Annotated in this window: 18 protein-coding genes and 1 pseudogene; 9 read left to right on the top strand and 10 right to left on the bottom strand. The window is 34.5% G+C overall.

Annotated features, from left to right (window positions below; translation table 11 throughout):
• The 3 genes and pseudogenes from BZK14_RS04145 to BZK14_RS04155 form a co-directional block, all read right to left on the bottom strand.
• A pseudogene (locus BZK14_RS04145) lies at positions 1 to 906 on the bottom strand (hypothetical protein); the annotation flags it as partial.
• 9 nt (positions 907 to 915) lie between these two features.
• The gene (locus BZK14_RS04150) at positions 916 to 1,389 is read right to left on the bottom strand and encodes a hypothetical protein (RefSeq protein WP_077925315.1); all 474 of its coding nucleotides are present in this window, start codon (positions 1,387 to 1,389) and stop codon (positions 916 to 918) included.
• Complete coding sequence (locus tag BZK14_RS04155) at positions 1,367 to 1,786, bottom strand: helix-turn-helix domain-containing protein (protein ID WP_077925316.1); 420 nt, start codon at positions 1,784 to 1,786, stop codon at positions 1,367 to 1,369. The genes BZK14_RS04150 and BZK14_RS04155 overlap by 23 nt, the downstream gene beginning before the upstream one ends.
• A 110-nt stretch (positions 1,787 to 1,896) precedes the next feature.
• Here BZK14_RS04155 and BZK14_RS13240 point away from each other — a divergent pair, with 110 nt between their 5' ends.
• The 6 genes from BZK14_RS13240 (at position 1,897) to BZK14_RS04185 (ending at position 6,270) form a co-directional block, all read left to right on the top strand.
• Positions 1,897 to 2,067, top strand: coding sequence for a hypothetical protein (locus BZK14_RS13240; RefSeq protein ID WP_171973637.1), 171 nt, complete (start codon positions 1,897 to 1,899; stop codon positions 2,065 to 2,067).
• 41 nt (positions 2,068 to 2,108) lie between these two features.
• A complete protein-coding gene (locus BZK14_RS04160; protein WP_077925317.1) occupies positions 2,109 to 2,444 on the top strand; it encodes a hypothetical protein in 336 nt (111 codons plus the stop codon).
• Complete coding sequence (locus tag BZK14_RS04165; RefSeq protein ID WP_077925318.1) at positions 2,437 to 2,697, top strand: hypothetical protein; 261 nt, start codon at positions 2,437 to 2,439, stop codon at positions 2,695 to 2,697. The genes BZK14_RS04160 and BZK14_RS04165 overlap by 8 nt, the downstream gene beginning before the upstream one ends.
• Positions 2,698 to 2,841: 144 nt before the next feature.
• Positions 2,842 to 3,387 carry a thioredoxin domain-containing protein gene (locus BZK14_RS04175; protein ID WP_143691327.1) on the top strand — a complete coding sequence of 182 codons (546 nt, stop codon included), beginning with the start codon at positions 2,842 to 2,844 and terminating at the stop codon, positions 3,385 to 3,387.
• 2 nt (positions 3,388 to 3,389) lie between these two features.
• The gene (locus BZK14_RS04180; protein WP_077925321.1) at positions 3,390 to 6,071 is read left to right on the top strand and encodes a toprim domain-containing protein; all 2,682 of its coding nucleotides are present in this window, start codon (positions 3,390 to 3,392) and stop codon (positions 6,069 to 6,071) included.
• 10 nt (positions 6,072 to 6,081) lie between these two features.
• Positions 6,082 to 6,270 (top strand): helix-turn-helix transcriptional regulator, encoded by a 189-nt coding sequence (locus BZK14_RS04185; protein ID WP_077925322.1) that lies wholly within the window; start codon positions 6,082 to 6,084, stop codon positions 6,268 to 6,270.
• A 47-nt stretch (positions 6,271 to 6,317) separates the two neighbouring features.
• On the opposite strand, the gene BZK14_RS04190 is transcribed toward BZK14_RS04185, so the two are convergent.
• Both BZK14_RS04190 and BZK14_RS04195 read right to left on the bottom strand, forming a co-directional pair.
• On the bottom strand, positions 6,318 to 7,586 hold the full coding sequence (locus tag BZK14_RS04190) for a KAP family P-loop NTPase fold protein (RefSeq protein WP_077925323.1): 1,269 nt from the start codon (positions 7,584 to 7,586) through the stop codon (positions 6,318 to 6,320).
• A 2-nt stretch (positions 7,587 to 7,588) separates the two neighbouring features.
• Positions 7,589 to 8,584: a tyrosine-type recombinase/integrase gene (locus BZK14_RS04195; RefSeq protein ID WP_171973638.1), complete on the bottom strand. Its 996-nt coding sequence runs from the start codon at positions 8,582 to 8,584 to the stop codon at positions 7,589 to 7,591.
• A gap of 248 nt (positions 8,585 to 8,832) precedes the next feature.
• On the opposite strand from BZK14_RS04195, the gene BZK14_RS04200 reads away from it, so the two are divergent.
• Both BZK14_RS04200 and BZK14_RS04205 read left to right on the top strand, forming a co-directional pair.
• Positions 8,833 to 9,252, top strand: coding sequence for a hypothetical protein (locus BZK14_RS04200; RefSeq protein WP_077925325.1), 420 nt, complete (start codon positions 8,833 to 8,835; stop codon positions 9,250 to 9,252).
• Between the two features lie 147 nt (positions 9,253 to 9,399).
• A complete protein-coding gene (locus BZK14_RS04205) occupies positions 9,400 to 9,618 on the top strand; it encodes a hypothetical protein (protein WP_077925326.1) in 219 nt (72 codons plus the stop codon).
• Between the two features lie 50 nt (positions 9,619 to 9,668).
• Here BZK14_RS04205 and BZK14_RS04210 read toward each other — a convergent pair whose 3' ends face one another.
• Entirely contained in the window at positions 9,669 to 10,082 is a 414-nt protein-coding gene (locus tag BZK14_RS04210) for a hypothetical protein (RefSeq protein ID WP_077925327.1), read from the bottom strand.
• Positions 10,083 to 10,185: 103 nt separating this feature from the next.
• Positions 10,186 to 13,608 carry an AAA family ATPase gene (locus tag BZK14_RS04215; protein ID WP_077925328.1) on the bottom strand — a complete coding sequence of 1,141 codons (3,423 nt, stop codon included), beginning with the start codon at positions 13,606 to 13,608 and terminating at the stop codon, positions 10,186 to 10,188.
• A 350-nt stretch (positions 13,609 to 13,958) separates the two neighbouring features.
• Between BZK14_RS04215 and BZK14_RS04220 the strand changes: the two genes are divergently transcribed.
• Entirely contained in the window at positions 13,959 to 14,270 is a 312-nt protein-coding gene (locus tag BZK14_RS04220; RefSeq protein WP_077925329.1) for a YqfO family protein, read from the top strand.
• A gap of 2 nt (positions 14,271 to 14,272) precedes the next feature.
• Here BZK14_RS04220 and BZK14_RS04225 read toward each other — a convergent pair whose 3' ends face one another.
• The 3 genes from BZK14_RS04225 to BZK14_RS04230 all read right to left on the bottom strand — a co-directional run bounded on the left by BZK14_RS04225 (position 14,273) and on the right by BZK14_RS04230 (position 16,488).
• Entirely contained in the window at positions 14,273 to 14,626 is a 354-nt protein-coding gene (locus BZK14_RS04225; protein ID WP_077925330.1) for a hypothetical protein, read from the bottom strand.
• 208 nt (positions 14,627 to 14,834) lie between these two features.
• Complete coding sequence (locus BZK14_RS13090; protein ID WP_143691329.1) at positions 14,835 to 15,011, bottom strand: prepilin-type N-terminal cleavage/methylation domain-containing protein; 177 nt, start codon at positions 15,009 to 15,011, stop codon at positions 14,835 to 14,837.
• Positions 15,012 to 15,189: 178 nt separating this feature from the next.
• Positions 15,190 to 16,488, bottom strand: coding sequence for an L-cysteine desulfidase family protein (locus BZK14_RS04230; protein ID WP_077925331.1), 1,299 nt, complete (start codon positions 16,486 to 16,488; stop codon positions 15,190 to 15,192).
• Between the last annotated feature and the right edge of the window lie 10 nt (positions 16,489 to 16,498).

Raw genomic sequence — 16,498 nt, forward strand, 5'->3', positions numbered from 1 at the left:
ATCATCTGAGAACCCAACAAAGTTAATTGTCAAAGCAGGTGATTTAGTGTTTTTCTTAGGTGCTGATTTTTTCTTTTTAGTTGGCACAAAGTTCTGTAATAACTGCTTTGCATTGCCTAAATACTCAACTACACGATCTTTTTTGAAAGTTCTTTCAGCGTGACGATCTAAACATATACCTGTGAAATACTCATAATCAACTGATTTAATAATTACACTGCGTTTAGTTGTATTCCCTTCACTATCTTGATAAATAAAATTAATGGTATTTGGATCATTAGATGATGCTGATAAATTCTCAATTGTAGATCGTTTAGCTCGTCGCTCCTCTTCATAGTATTCATTCATCATATTTCTGATGATTTCTTCACCATTATCGAAGTAAAAATCTATACGATCATGGTAAAACTTCCGATCCTTGCCTTTTTTGTTGCAAAAACCACTAATATAATCAGGTGTTACTTCATAGGGATAAACGGATTCCATATTAGAATCACCGTTATTATCTTCATACATGAAAGTCACATCACTTGATTTGGCTTTACTTGGCGTAACAACATCCACAGATATTTTTGAGAACTCTTTTTTAGCTTCTTTTAAATCGGTTTTTAATCTAGCCCATGCGCCTGAAAAGCTTTCATTTTGTTTATTTTTAGGAAGACAGTTCACTAATATGAATATATTCCAAATGATAAAAGGTGTACTCAAAACAGTAAATCCACCTATGACATCTTCACCATCAGTAAAAATTGCAGTACACAAAAATATAAATGGTAGTGAAATCAATAGATATTTAATGACCTTTAACCATGTTAGTTTTTTACCTAAATTTCCTAATGAATACTGATAAACTTTCATCAAGAAACCAACAATAAATGCACCGACAATGAAACCAAGAAACCCCATGATTAATTACTATTCCTTTATGTTTAGCTGATCTAATTCTGCTTGATTAAATGGAAATTCTCTCACTACTTTTTCACATATTCGTTGTTCACTCTTATATTTGAATGCTTTAAAGATTTTAAGTGGGTAATAACCTATTCCACCCATAACAGCCAAAAATAACGTGGAAACTCCAAACTGAACAAAAATATTATCTATCTTTAAATACATTAATAAGCCGAGAAAGCCTATAACAGATGCTATAGCAGGATATAAAATAACTTTTTGCCAAAAATCTATGGTGGGATGAATTTTTGCATACTCTTCTTGATACATCTCTTCTCTAAAATCATCAGTGCATGGCCTGCAATATGGCAATATCGCATCATCTAATTGAAATCTTTGACAGCAATATGTACACAAAGGATAATTATGAGCAATATTATTAATATCTCTTTCAGAGTATTGGCCACCGAATTGATTAATTATCTTTGTTCCCACCATTATTAATCCCTATTACATTATTGATAGTACCTTCTGAATACTGTCCACCATGCTGATTAATCGTTTTACTTTCTTGAGCTTTGCCACTCTTAATAACGCTTAATGCAGCAGCAATAGCCATTGCTCTAATATCTGCATCAATACTTCTTAAAGCACCTAGTAGCTCTTGTTCAGAATCAGATAATGCATGGCTTGATCTATTACCAGTAACGATATATTGAATATCAACTGTTGGTACTTTTGATAGATTTGCTAAATATTCAGCAGAAGGGCTTCGCTCACCCTTTTCATAATTAATTTGAGCTTTTTGCCCAACTCCACCAATGGCACCAAAAACTGTTTGGTTCATTCCTAAATTTTCACGAATTTCTTTTAATCTTTTCCCAATACTTTCCATTTAATACCTTTTTATGTTGACTACAGATCGTTTGATCTGTAATATGTGCCATATAGTCAATTACTAGGACTTTAATATGATCATTCGGATAGTCAATCGGAGTATTATTGATGAAAAATAAGCTTTTTACAAGTGAACAACGAACAGAACAAGTTAGAATTTCACTAACAAAAGAAGAATTAAAAGCATTAAAAGATATTTCTACTAAAGAAAAACGTCCTGTTGCAACAGTTGCACATGCTCTACTCAAGAAGGCACTTTCAGAATTTCATACTGAATAAGTTGCGATAAAACACACTTAAATTTAATCAAGGAGTTGAATATGGCTTTAAATGGTCAGGGGATTTCTACACCCAAAATTAATGTGAAAGAGTTTTTAAACTCAGCACATAGCAATTTTAAAGATGTTGCGAAGCAAATCGAAGGGCAAGCAAAAACAGCGCATTACTTAACTTTGGCAATGCAGGTTCAGAAGCTTTCTCATTCATGTAATCACATGGCAAAAGATAAATTAATCGAAGCATTGGAATCCATTCGCCACAACTTCTATCAAGCTGCTGAACATGTGAAGGATTCAGCGTTTCAACTTCATTTATTACAGCAAGCAGTCGCAACACAGAAAGTGATCAACCAATTAAGAGGGCGTAGAAATGGCTAATCAAAATAAACCAACCTTAACTATTTTTCCTACAACACGATCTTTAGAAGAATTGGTGAGTAAACAAGAGTTGAATCTTGCTTTCAAAAAAAGATGCATTTTTATTCAGGAAGACATTGAGCAAAAAAAAGAAATAATCTCTGATCCAACAAACATCACAAGAGCTGGCAAGCAAAAACAAGAAGAAGAGATCATCCAACTTCAAAACGAATTGAGTGATATTCACTATTTTTTAAATAAGTGGGGTGAATGATGACTGAGCACATGCAAGATTACCTCGCTTTACTTAAAGAAATGATCAGCGTTAAGACGCAAAATCTTAACAAATTGAGATGGACAAGATCAATTGGAAAGCAGCAACTCAGGGAACAAATAGCCATTTTGGAGGAGAAGAAAATTGAAGTTGAATCATTCATTAAATCCGGCCCGAAAAACCATGGCGAAAAAACCCAATAGCACGCAATGCCCAGGATGTGGCGCAACGGCTAAGTTGTGCTACACGAATCCTTACAGTGCAGAAACACGTTTCAAGCACTATCGCTGTGAAGTATTGGAATGCGGTATGACTTTTATTAATAGCGAATCTTTATACAAAGTCATCATTCCAAGTCATTTGAATAAAAAGGAAAAAGCGATGATTGTTCACACTATCCAATCTCTTGAATCTTTCGACAATGTGATCCACAACGAACCAACATTCGTTTTATTCACACAAGAAAACTGTATGCAATCAACCGCTGCACTATCACAGTTTTATGCATTAGCAAAAGTCGATGTTGATCATGTTTATTTGGCTGTGGATCCCAACATGAAAAACTTGGCAGTGCTCAGACATCGCTATTCAGTCACTAAAATGCCAACGATGTTGTTTTTCTCAAAAGGCAACTTCTCGAAATTGACAGGTTGTGACGAAATTCTTCAGTACTTTAATGAAATGGAGTAGTTATGGCCAATTCATCAGCATTGGATGCAGCAATCATCCAAGAATTTACAACCAAATTTGGTGCAAAGCCACAAGGCGGTGGCAAGCGTTATAAAAATGGCGTTTGCCCTAAATGTGGCAAGAAATCATTTTGGATTTGGAGCACAGACATTTATAAAGCTCGCTGTGATCGTACCAAGAATTGTGAGCATGAAGTCACAATTCGTGAACTATTCCCTCACCTATTTGAATCATATTCCAAGCGTTATGAAGCAGAAATGGTGACAGATTCTAAAGCTGTGGCTAAGGCATATTTGCGTGAAGAACGTGGATTCAACTTAGCTGTGGTTGATACAAATATCTTCACACAAGAAACATTTGCAGCTGCTGGCAATTCAACTGCAACTGTACGTTTTGCAATGCAAAACAATGGCGAAATGGATGGCTACTGGGAACGCTTCATTGATAACCCTGAAAACTTCTTTGATAAAGCGCGTTTCTTGAAGGGTTATAGTTATCGTGGTTTGGCTTGGGTTCATCCTGATTTTGATGCAACTAAACATGATGAAGTTTGGATCACAGAAGGCATATTTGATGCATTAGCATTGCGTCACATTGGCATTACAGCAATCAGCGCAATGAGTGCCAATAACTTTCCTGAAACAACTTTGAAAGAGATCCTGGCAAGCAATCCACAGATCAAACCTGTGATTGCCTTAGATTCTGAATCCAAAGCTAAAAAGATTGCCATCAATTGGCATAAGAAATTGATTGATCTAGGTTTCAATGATCCACGTGTTGCTATCACTAATGAAGATGCAGATTGGAACGATTGGCTAATCAAAGGCAAGCTCACAGATAAAGGCATTGAAAAAGCATTATTCAATGGTGCGCTATTGACTGCAAAAAGCCCTGTGGCCAAAGCAAAATTACTTTGGAAAGAGATCAACCGCCAACAGTTTTATTTTGAATTTAACTACAAAACGTATTGGTTTGAGTTCAATTATAAAAAATTCAATGAGGCATATAACGCAGCAGTGAAGCAATTGGACAAAAAAGAAGATGATGAAATCACACCTGAAGAAAAAGCAGAGCTAGAAGATAAAGCCTTCAATTCATCGAATACGATTACAGAGATCGCTAACTGTACGATTGATATTTTGTACTACCAAATTGACCGTGCAACGGAAGAATCTTTCTATTATGTGAATGTTAAAAAGAGTGAGCAAAAGAGCTCAAAGAGCGCATTTTTACCTAAGCAATTAGGCAGCGGCTCAGAGTTTAAAAACAAAATCATGGCTGCTTTATCCGGTGCTATTTATACAGGTGAAACAAATCAGCTCAATGATATTTTTACGCATAAAACACGTGACATCATTGACATTGAAACCATCAAATACATTGGTTATTGCAGGGATCACAAGGCTTATATCTATAATAATTTTGCGGTAGCAGATGGCAAGTTATACAAGAAAAATAGCGAAGATTACTTTGAATTGGGTGATACCAATATCAAATCAACCTTTGATATGACAACGATGCGCCCAAATGATGAATTCAATACGGATTGGTTCAATGACTTCATGATCGTATTTGGCATAAAAGGATTAATCTGTTTGGCCTTTTGGTTTGGTTCACTCTTTGCTGAACAATTGCGTGATCGTTATTCAGCGTGGCCATTCTTAGAAATCACAGGCGAAGCTGGTGCAGGTAAATCATTTTTGATTGAATTTTTATGGTCCTTGGTTGGACGTTCAGATTATGAAGGGATTAACCCAACCACAGCATCCAAGCCTGGTCTTGCTCGTACATTGTCACAAGTATCTAATTTACCTGTGGTATTGATCGAAAGTGATACCAATGATCCCAACATGCCAATCAAGCATAAGCAAAAAACATTCAGCTTTGATGAAATCAAGCCATTGTTTAACGGCCGTGCGCCACGTGTTTTGGGTGTGAAAAGCAATAATAACAACACAGATGATGAACCGTTTCGTGGATCTGTTGTGATCTCACAAAACAATAAAGTTTCAGGTTCAGAAGCAATATTGTCACGTTTGATCTACATCTATTACGACAAAAGCCATCATCAGGGCCAATATTCACGTGATGCAGCAGAACGACTACAGCGATTGGCCACAGATGATGTATCAGGCTTTTTATTTGAAGTATTGAAAAAAGAACGTCAAATCTTGGACATGATTGAAGCAACATTTGCCAATAACCGCAATGCCATCATGAAGTTGCCGAATCTAAAAACGGAACGCATTGGCTTAACTCATGGCTTATTAATGTCTTGTTTACAAGCATTGTGCGAGATTTTACCAATCACAGATAACGTAAAAGCCAAAGCATCCAGCTACATCCATGAATTAGCAATGGAGCGTGAACAAGATTTAATCAGCGATCACCCTGCAATGGATCAGTTCTGGGATGTTTATGAGTACTTTGAATCATTAACTGATGAAAAAGAATTAGTGGCCAATCAATACAGACTGAACCATTCACCCAATGAAGATGAAATTGCCATCAATCTCAATGAATTTTATGCCGCTGCTCGTGAAAATAATCAAAGCCTTGAGGACATCAAACTCATTAAAAAAATGGTGCAGAAATCTGTGCGCTATCCATTCGTAGAAGCCAAATCAATCCGCAGCAATGTGAATAAGAAAACATTGCGTTGTTATGTATTTAAGAAGAAGTAAGGAGAACTTCATGAGCGACAAACTACTCACAATTACAGATATTGCCAACAAACTTGGGTTTTCAGTTGGTCATACAAAACAGGCCATCATCAAATTGGATGGCTTCCCTACTCCAATTCGCATCACACCCAAAGGAGCACCACGCTGGAAAGAAAGTGAAATCGATGCGTTTATTGATTCCAGAAAGGAGATGTATTAATAACATTGCATTTGGATAGATAGTAAAAAAGCCCGAAAGGGCTTATTTTATGTATATTGATGGAAAATTTTTTCAACTAAGTGTTCCACATCCCTAAATGCATTACCAAAGTAATCTGTACCATTGAAAGATCCCCTTAGATTTATATTCATATTTTTATTATAATTAGATGCCATGGCTTTGAATATTCCATCTCCTTTAAATTCTTGAAGGTTAGTTATATTATTCATAATAATTGAATAAGCGATGGAAAAAATAATTAAATGCGATAAGTTTTTGTTGCCACTAGTGCCAATACATGTATTTAGATGTTCTTTTTGAATTTGTTGATATTTATTTATAATATTTTCCTGTTGTCTCAAAGTAGTTGTTATGAATATATATTCAATATAATCAGGCATATGTATATCTTGAAAAAAATTAAGATTCTCTCGATTATTAGTTAAAATAGCTCGATTAGCTTGAATATTTTTATGGTTATTTTTTAGTGGAATTTTATCTTTAAAAAATTTATTTAAATAGTTTTCACTATCAATCTTGCTACCATATAAATGTTCAATGCTTGCTAATAATTGATTAACATTACAAGATAATAGAAAGTAAACATTTTCAACATTGAAAAAATGTTTAATACATTCTAAAAACTGAATGGCAAAATCAGGCTTACACCTATCCAATTCATCGACTATAAATAATATAGGATGATTTGTAGTAGCGAAAGCTTTTAACTCAGTAGAAAATTTTTTATAGTCAGAATCAAGTTTGTTAACTTCTTCAAATGCGTTATTAAATATATTACTACTAACATCTTTACTAAGACCATCATTAATTTGTTTAGTAATTTCGCCTGAGATTGTTGGAACATAATCTTTTATTTTTGATAATAAAAAAGTAGCAGCATCTTTCACAGCGGCAGCACCTATAGGTTGTAGTGATACTTCTGTAAATAAAATTTTGTATGCCGTTTCCGTTAACGATGCAGGAATAACTTCACCACCATTAATAGAACCAACAAGCCCACCCATTAATGTTAAAAATGGGTTATTAATCCTTTCAGCATTAAACACATTGATATAAACAGGTGTTAGTATGAACTTTTCATTAACATTTTCAGATGTTTTTATAGAATTTTTTTCTATGATGTAATGCCATAGTTTATAACAAAACTCCGTTTTCCCACTCCCCCATTGACCATCTAATAGACATGGACTATAAAAGCTGTTGCCATGAATTGATTGATATATATTATTTGCTATATACATTCGTTCATATTCATCTCTGTAACTAAATTTTTTATCACTATCTACGTTGTACATAACTATCCTAATCTATTTGCAATTTCCGTTGCGGTTGGGTTGTAATAAATCATCAATGAATTTAAATCACGATGCCCTATCATTCTAGCTAAATCCAATACTTCTAATTTTCTAGCCAATCGTGTACAAGCCTCATGCCTTGTATCATGAAATGTTAAATCTTGAATAAAACAGCGTTTCACTGCACGCCTAAATGTGGTGCTCACAACATCTGCTGAAATATTAAAAACTGATCCTGCACGTTGTGGTTGCATTAGCTCTAAAAGTTCAATAGCACGACTTGATAAAGGTACATCCCTTTTATCACCGTTTTTAGTTTCTAATAGTGTGAGGTATTTTTGGTTTAAATTAACCTGACGCCAATCCAAAGATGCAATTTCACCTTGTCGCATTGCTGTTTCTAAGGCAAATAAAAATATCAAGGCTGTTGTCTGCATTTGAGTTTCAGGTGTTTTATCTTCATAACCTAAATATTCTATGATCAAACTGATTTCATGATCTGAAATTCTACGATTTCGTGGTGCTGGCTTGCGTAGACTTTCTAATTCTTTCAAAGGGTCATCTTCTAACCAATTCCATTCTTTCCTGGCAACTTTAAAAACTGCTCTCAAAATAGCGATTTCCCTATTTTTACTAGCATTTTGAATAGGACGATTATCACGCCAAACCGCAATATGTTTAGCTTGTAATTTCGTCAATGGTACATCAGCAGGAAAATCAGGCATTAAAAGAATGGCATTTAAACGAATTGCCTCATTTCTACCACCATGCCTTTTTGGGCATACTTCATCAATAAATCGGATTACAGCATCTTTCACTTTTTTGGTACGATCTACTTTGCCATCTTCACCGTTAGTGATATCGCTTTCTTTTTGCTTGATCCAAAGTAATGCATCAATTTCAGAAGTAAAACTTTTTCCTTCTGATTTCAGAATATAATTACGCATAACTCGCACACGAGCATAATACTTGCTACCGCGTTTCGTTACAGATCCCAATTTGATCCCAACCATTCATATTTAAACGAACATTATCTTACTAAAGATTTTACAAAATCAAAAGATTAGGTATGTTATAGTGTGCGCTCGTAAGGCATATAACCCACTTGGGCGCGCCAATCATCAATATAGCCAATATTATTATAAAATAATTAATAATCACTACATTGCCAATTAATATATTTAAACAATAATACTCTTAATAAGAGTTATCATTGCTCGTTTATAATTAGTAGCGAAGTTTTCTCATGAATGAACGATTAAATAATACTGAAATCTTAAGAGATCGTAAGGTTGAAACCATTTCATCCATTGCTATTTTCAGTATTTTTTTATTCATTTCAGCATATATTTTATATGTTTGGGAAAATAGATATCGTAGTCAATTTTATGTTAAAGAAAAAGGATTTTCGACAATTGTCGCTCAACAATTTGATGGCCCTTCAGGTGAACACCAACACCTTAAACAGTATGCTCAACAATTATTAGTTTCACCACACACTTATCGACACATTGAAACTATCTATATTCATAATGATAGCCATCAAGAACTTTTTGTCAGAACTCTCTTCTCTGGCCATACAACACGCCATACAGAAGAAATATTATGTTTAAAGGCAACCTATTCATCTCAAGGAAACATTATTAAAGAACCCGCACGTTGCTAGCCATCATTATTTACAATAAATAATATATAGAAAATTTTAAATTTAGTGGTATCCTACGCCTTAATAGATTAAGTCACTTTAATCACAAATCTAATCAATTAAAATAAAATAAATACAATATATTAATAATTAGTTAACGAGGTTCCTATGAAACTACAACAAATTACTTTAGTAGAAACAGCTCGCTCATATGATGTAAAAGCAAAGGCTTTAGGAAAATCTATTCATGCAGAATACATTCGAGCTTTTAAAACTCGAGGAGAAGCAGAAAAGCATATTGAAGCTCTCAATACAGATAATAATATTTGTCAAAATGAGAACAAACGATGGTTAAAAAACTTAAAAAAATATGGTGGTAGCTTATAATTTAGGACAGGTTCTAATCTCATCCAAAATAAAACCAACCACAATAAGTTTTATTTTGGATATTGCCTATTTTTAAAATTTATATTTTGCTCATCCCGCATCTCCCAAATGCCAACATCACACCATAATTTTTCTTCATACAATTTTAATAAATTAGCATAACCACATTGAAAAAAATCAGTATTACAATATTCCTCTATTAATCTGTTCAAATACTCTTGATTCTGTACTGTGCTTAATGATAAAAAGGCTGAGATATTATCAGACTCAGCCGCTCGTAAAACATTGGGATGACAGATACTATCATCGGTATTACAGTACTGATTAATATTATATTGTTCAATATATTCAAGGACTTTTTGGTACTGTTGATCTGTTTCATCGTAACTTGATGGATGAACAAAACCTTCTGGCTGTGCCAACGCATAAGACAACATCCCTAAAATGCACAATATTTTCTTCATACTGCCTCCCATCATTCTTTACAGCTTCTCTGCATCATAGATCAGATACTATATTAATATATGAAACCATAAAAATATCAAGCAAGACTTTATCTATCAAATACTACTGCGCCATTTTTTCAGCCTCTGCCAAATCTACAGAAACCAAACGAGAAACGCCAGGCTCACTCATTGTTACACCGATCAATGATTCTGCAATCGACATTGTGGTTTTATTATGTGTAATAAAAATAAACTGAACTCTATTACACATTTCTTGAAGCAATGAACCTAAACGACGAACATTTGCCTCATCAAGCGGTGCATCCACTTCATCCAAAATACAGAATGGTGCAGGATTCAAGTTAAAGATCGCAAAAACTAAAGCAGCTGCAGTTAATGCCTTTTCACCACCTGATAATAAGTGGATCGTCCCAGGTTTCTTTCCAGGTGGGCGCGCGATAATATTCACGCCGCTTAATAATGCATCATCGCCTTTTAATTCTAAATATGCTTCACCGCCACCAAATAAGCGCGGAAACAATTTAGAAAAATCAGTATTTACAGCATTAAATGTACCCATAAAGCGTTCTTTCGTTTCTTGGTCAATCTTTTGAATTGCAGTTTCCAACTCAAATAATGCTTTATTCAAATCCTGATCTTGCTCATCCAAATAGGTTTTACGCTCTCCTAAAACTTTACATTCATCTATCGCCACTAAATTGACAGCACCAATTTTACTAAGTTTTGTTTGTACCGATTTCAATAACTCATCAATATTATCTTCATCGATTGTAATCATTTCTTGGGATAAAGATTGTAATTCTTCCTCACCTAAAGTTTCTAACAAAGATTCCCAATTTTTCACCACATGTTCTTCATGCGCCTTAAATTCAGCATCACGAAGCATCAAAGATTGAATCATCTCTTTTTGACTTTCGATGTGCTTTTCTTGACTTTCTTTGAGCTTTTCTTCCTGAGATAGAGTGGTTTGCAACTGCCCCACAACTTCTGTCAATTCAGTTTTAGCGCCTTCAATCTCGAGCAATGTTTCATTGTAAATCATCAACTCTTCTTCAATGATAATAACTTCATCACTATTCTCTAATACTTCTTTTTTCTCTTCGAGCTTTGCCAAAGATTGCGTTTGATTCAATTTTAAACGTGCTAAATTCGTATCAGTTTCTTTCAATTTAAATTGCACAGCATCCAATTGGCGCGTTTCTTCATTTACTTTTTGCGCCAATACTTGCTGTTCTGCTAATGTTTTTTTCTTGTTTTCTTCATATTGCATCAAATGAGATTCAAGCACACTTTTACCTTCTTTCTTTTCATCCAAAAGTATCAATGTGCTTTCTAGTTCAATTCGACTCTCTTCAATCTTTATTTGGCCTTCTTGATGCGCTAATTTTAAAGCTGATAACTCTTTTTCAATACGAGCTTGATTTTCTGTAATATGAGTGCGCTCTTTGATCACAACAGCTAACTCTTTTTCGATAGAAGCTGTTTCAGTTTTAGCTTGCTCTAATGCTTTTCCTAAAATTTCTAAATGGTTTTTTAAAACTTCCAATTGTTCAATAATGGCAGATTTTTCTTCCTCTTGCATAGTGATTGCAAGCGTTAATTCTTCGAGCTTTATTGCTAACTGATTCATCTCTTCAGCACGCTCTAACACCCCTTGAATCTCTTGCTGATCATGACCAATGAACCAATCTACGCCATATAAATCACCATTTTCTAAAACCAAACATTCATGCAATTGTAATTGTTGGCGCTTATTTTTAACATCTGTTAAGGATTCTGCCACATAAACGTGAGATAACAATGAACCTAATTGATGTTCACTCTTAATATAAAATCCTAAATGCTGCGGCGTAAAATCAAATGAACTTTCACCCAAGACATAACCACGGCTATTTTCACGAATGGACAAAGTTAAAAATTTAGATAGCACAGCTTCTGCTGCTTTTTGCCATTTTGGCTCAATCTGCATTACTTCAAATAATGGCTCTATATTTTCTTCTTGTGATAACAGCGCATTTTGTAACAATGTTAGCGCACTCAATCGCCCTTCAAACTCTGATTGTTGACGTAAATTTTGATGAATTGCATGTTCCACTAATACTTTTTGGCCATTCAATTCACTCTGTTTTTCTTTATGCGTTAAAATCTGCTCTTGCAGTTCATCCTGCTGAATTTTCTTTTCATCTAGCTGCTCTGAAAGTAAAACTTCACGATCTTTTAACGTATCATTATCTAATAATACTTTAAGTTCATTTTCTAGCTTAGTAATTGTGCTTTCATCAGTGATCTGCTTTGTTTCAAAATGTGCAATACTATTTTTTGCAACATCGACCTTACGCTCTAACAAGCTGATCTCTTCATTCACGGTTTTAGATTGAGCAATGAAGTTATCAAAGGTTTCATTCAATACAGTCAATGCTTCATTTAATTCAAACAAGGATTCATTCAAGATCATCAAAGATTCACTCTTTTCGATCTGTTCACTTTCTAAGTTTTCACGCATCATTTCACTAGCAAGCAATTCTTCTTCAATCTTTTGGATCTGAATTTGTAACTCATTATGATCCGCAGTTGTGCGTGCCTGTAAGGTACGAATGGACTCAATCTTGTGCTGAAGCGTTAAAATCTCTTTTTGCTTGGCATGATGCTGTTCCGTTTTTGCTGCTAATAATGCAGATTTTTCTGATAAAGCAGTTTTATGACCATTATGCTTTAAAACCAAATCATTATAAAAAGCCACCGCCTCATGAAACTCTTTTTGCAAAGCATCAATACGATTTTGTAACTCAGATTGTCCTTGCTCTAATTCTGCACGCTTTTGTTTTAATGATAAATATTGCAACAAGCGCTCTTCGCGCTTCAATATTTGATACTCTTCTGCTTTCTTCGCCTGCTTCTCTAAATGCTCTAGTTGTTTCGTTAACTCTTCACGAACATCTAATAAACGCAATAAATTTTGGCGTGTATGTTCGATGCGTGTTTCTGTTTCGCGCTTTTGCTCTTTGTATTTAGAAACACCCGCAGCTTCTTCAAATACTAAGCGTAATTCATCAGGCTTAGATTCCACAATACGAGAAATCATCCCCTGTTCGATGATGGCATAAGATCTTGAGCCCAGGCCTGTGCCCAAGAAAATATCTGTAATATCTCGACGACGGCATTTTGCACCATTTAAAAAATAAGTACTTTGCCCAGATCTTTCTAAAACTCGCTTAATACTAATTTCAGTAAATGTTGACCATTGCCCACCAATTCTGCCATCTGTATTATCAAAGACCAGTTCAATACTTGCAAAACTTGAAGCTTTTCGGCTAGTGGCACCGCTAAAGATAACATCGGTCATGGATTCACCACGCAATTGTTTTGCAGAGGATTCCCCCATCACCCAACGGATAGCATCAATAATATTAGATTTCCCACAGCCATTGGGCCCAACAATACCATTTAAACGATCAGTGAGGTCAAAAACTGTATGATCCACAAAGGATTTAAAACCAGAGAGTTTAACTTTACTTAAATACACAAGCGACTGCCAATAATTTAAAAGAGAGCATTATCAAGCCTTAATAAACTGAATGCAAGATTCATTATTGATAAAATAATCACAAACTTGTGCTTAAATATATTTTATAATTTTCGGCACTTCAATTCTTCAGTTTCACTGGTCTCATATTGTTGGGCAAACAGGTCTTTTTCTTTATGTTGAACAGGCAAATTTATTAATAATAAAATTCCAATAAAGACAACAACTGTTAATAGCTCAATTAATGTTAAACTATATTTCATGATGAATGATTAAAAAACAACTTAAATTTATAACTACCTATTAATATAGTATATATATTTTATTATTAACTCGTTAGGAAGAAGTTTATGTATAAATTTGTTTTCTTTGTTCCAGAATCCCACGTTGAGAGCGTCAAAGATGCAATCTTTCATGTTGGCGGTGGCAAACTGGGTAACTACTCTCATTGTTCCTGGCAAGTACTTGGTATTGGTCAATTTAAACCATTAAAAGATAGTCAACCTTATTCTGGAGAAATTAACCAACTCCATACTGTCCCTGAATGGCGCGTTGAGCTTGTTGTAGAAGAGCCATTAATACAAGCCGCTGTTAATGCAATGAAAGCGGCACATCCTTATGAAATGCCAGCTTATGAAGTCATTAACTTAGAAGATTATTAATATTAAAACTCCAATGAATGCTCAAATGTTTTCAGAAAATGACGCGCCAACCCAAGATTAGATTTTTTACGATCAAGTACTAAATATAAAAAAATGCTTGGTTGTTTAACTAAAGGTCTAATTAAATGATATTCCTTACCCAAACTGATTAAAATATCTTCGATAACATCATCTAATTCCAAAAGATCAACTACTCTTCTTTTTGTATTTAAAACTTCTGTATTACCCTCGGATGCAAGTTCAATATCAATCCCAGAGCCAAAAGATGCTAATGCCTTTCCTGTATTAGCATCTACTAATGATGCAGCTTTAAAACCTTCGATTGCTGTTAAATCAGATAAATATGATTGACCCATTTTTCACCTCATTTTAATTATCATTATTAATGTATTCTAAATATAAATTTACAACAAGTTATTTAAAGTAACGTTCATAAAATACAGTGATCTCCATTATAATATAGTTTACTATCAATGTGACGAGAATTTAAATATTAATATTTGTATATAAAAAATCCTTTGATGAATAGTCACCAAAGGATCTCAGCTGCCTAATTTTATAATATTACTTAATATCGACTTCGCTTTCTGGTTGATATTCTACTTGTACTACATATGATTCTTGATGACTAATGATGGATTGATCCATTTTGTGATTGATAGGTACTGCTACCATACCTAAGATACCGATTAATATTAATACTATGAGCAACTCAACCAGAGTGAAATTATCTTTCATCATAATTCCCTCTATATTTTTAGAACATGCACTACTATTTTATTCTTATTTTTTATTGCCTATTTAACATACTATGTATATATCACTATATAAAATTTATTTTTTAAATATTCATGAACTTGCCACTTAATACAAAGATCATCAAATGGCAAATCCTCTATAAACATCTATACATTTATAGCTAACATTGTGATTTATTGATCATAATTTTTATGATTTGCTCATCCGTTTGTTTCATCCCCTCTGTTACTAAATTGCCAAGATTACGAATGCTCTCTTCTACAGTAGGCGAAACCAAACCTTCTTGCCCTGTAACACGTACATTATCCAATGCCATAATCACTGCTTTAAATGCAGAATTTGCGGTAGATGAAACTTTCATTGCACAACTATTTGCGGCACCATCACAAATAATCCCTGAAACATCACCAATCATGCTACAAATTGCATCGTTGATCACATCTAGCTTTTTATCACCTAGCAACCAACCCATACCAGCTGCTGCACCCATTGCTGCTGTAGATGTTGCACACAATGCGGATAATGCTGGAAATGTATTATGAATATAAATAGCCACCAAATGAGATAATGTTTGTGCTCGAATTCGCTCTTCTTCAGAAGCTTTCACAAAATCAGCCACAACCACAACCGGCATCGTTGCAGAAATTCCTTGATTGCCAGAACCTGAATTACTCATCGCAGGCAATGTTGCACCGCCCATACGAGCATCTGAGCCAGCACTTGTACGGATCATAATATCTGTCATTAAATCTTTGGCAATAAATCCTTTATCCAATTGCTTCATCATGGTTTTACCTATATGCAAACCATAATCATTTTTTAAACCTTCAATAGACAATGCATTATTAATGATCTCAGCCTCTTTCATAAATGTAATATCTTCAATGGGCACATGTGTACAGAAATCATAAATATCTGCGATGGAAGCTCCAGATAAATCATAAGGCTTTGTATGCTCCTTCCCCTCAATCACAGCCTCTTCAAAAATTACTTCATTATCTTTTTCAATACGAACAATCTTAGTATGTGTATCTGCAATACAAACGCGCGCAGTATGATTGGCTGTTTGAATTTCAGCCTCACTATAAAGCACTTTATCAATATCTGCGATCGTAACTGATACTAAATTATCATCCAAAAGCTGCTTAGCTGTAGCCACATGATCATTATTAATATTCTTCAAAACCTCTAAGCCAGCATCAGCATCACCACAAACCGCACCAGCTGCTGCTGCAATTGCAAGGCCTTTCATCCCTGTACCAGGAACTGTAACCCCCATGCCATTTTTCATCAAATTAGGAGAAACCTTTGCTGTTATGCGAATAATTGTATCATTACCCACAACTGCTCGTGCTTTGGCAGCCGCTAAAGCCAAAGAAATCGGCTCAGTACAACCTAAAGCAGGCTTTACCTCATTTTTTAATGCTTTAATGTACTCGTTCCAAATCATATGACTCATGATGAATAAT

This window comes from Wohlfahrtiimonas larvae (assembly GCF_002006755.1).
In the GTDB taxonomy this organism is placed as follows: Bacteria; Pseudomonadota; Gammaproteobacteria; order Cardiobacteriales; family Wohlfahrtiimonadaceae; genus Wohlfahrtiimonas; species Wohlfahrtiimonas larvae.

Coding starts and splice junctions, on each gene's coding strand:
- BZK14_RS04225 (WP_077925330.1), bottom strand. CDS start 14,626: ATGGGTCAATCATATTTATCTGATTTAACAGCAATCGAAGGTTTTAAA.
- BZK14_RS04165 (WP_077925318.1), top strand. CDS start 2,437: ATGGCTAATCAAAATAAACCAACCTTAACTATTTTTCCTACAACACGA.
- BZK14_RS04220 (WP_077925329.1), top strand. CDS start 13,959: ATGTATAAATTTGTTTTCTTTGTTCCAGAATCCCACGTTGAGAGCGTC.
- BZK14_RS04190 (WP_077925323.1), bottom strand. CDS start 7,586: ATGTACAACGTAGATAGTGATAAAAAATTTAGTTACAGAGATGAATAT.
- BZK14_RS04150 (WP_077925315.1), bottom strand. CDS start 1,389: ATGGTGGGAACAAAGATAATTAATCAATTCGGTGGCCAATACTCTGAA.
- BZK14_RS04230 (WP_077925331.1), bottom strand. CDS start 16,488: ATGAGTCATATGATTTGGAACGAGTACATTAAAGCATTAAAAAATGAG.
- BZK14_RS04200 (WP_077925325.1), top strand. CDS start 8,833: ATGAATGAACGATTAAATAATACTGAAATCTTAAGAGATCGTAAGGTT.
- BZK14_RS13240 (WP_171973637.1), top strand. CDS start 1,897: ATGAAAAATAAGCTTTTTACAAGTGAACAACGAACAGAACAAGTTAGA.
- BZK14_RS04210 (WP_077925327.1), bottom strand. CDS start 10,082: ATGAAGAAAATATTGTGCATTTTAGGGATGTTGTCTTATGCGTTGGCA.
- BZK14_RS04180 (WP_077925321.1), top strand. CDS start 3,390: ATGGCCAATTCATCAGCATTGGATGCAGCAATCATCCAAGAATTTACA.
- BZK14_RS13090 (WP_143691329.1), bottom strand. CDS start 15,011: ATGATGAAAGATAATTTCACTCTGGTTGAGTTGCTCATAGTATTAATA.
- BZK14_RS04205 (WP_077925326.1), top strand. CDS start 9,400: ATGAAACTACAACAAATTACTTTAGTAGAAACAGCTCGCTCATATGAT.
- BZK14_RS04155 (WP_077925316.1), bottom strand. CDS start 1,786: ATGGAAAGTATTGGGAAAAGATTAAAAGAAATTCGTGAAAATTTAGGA.
- BZK14_RS04185 (WP_077925322.1), top strand. CDS start 6,082: ATGAGCGACAAACTACTCACAATTACAGATATTGCCAACAAACTTGGG.
- BZK14_RS04160 (WP_077925317.1), top strand. CDS start 2,109: ATGGCTTTAAATGGTCAGGGGATTTCTACACCCAAAATTAATGTGAAA.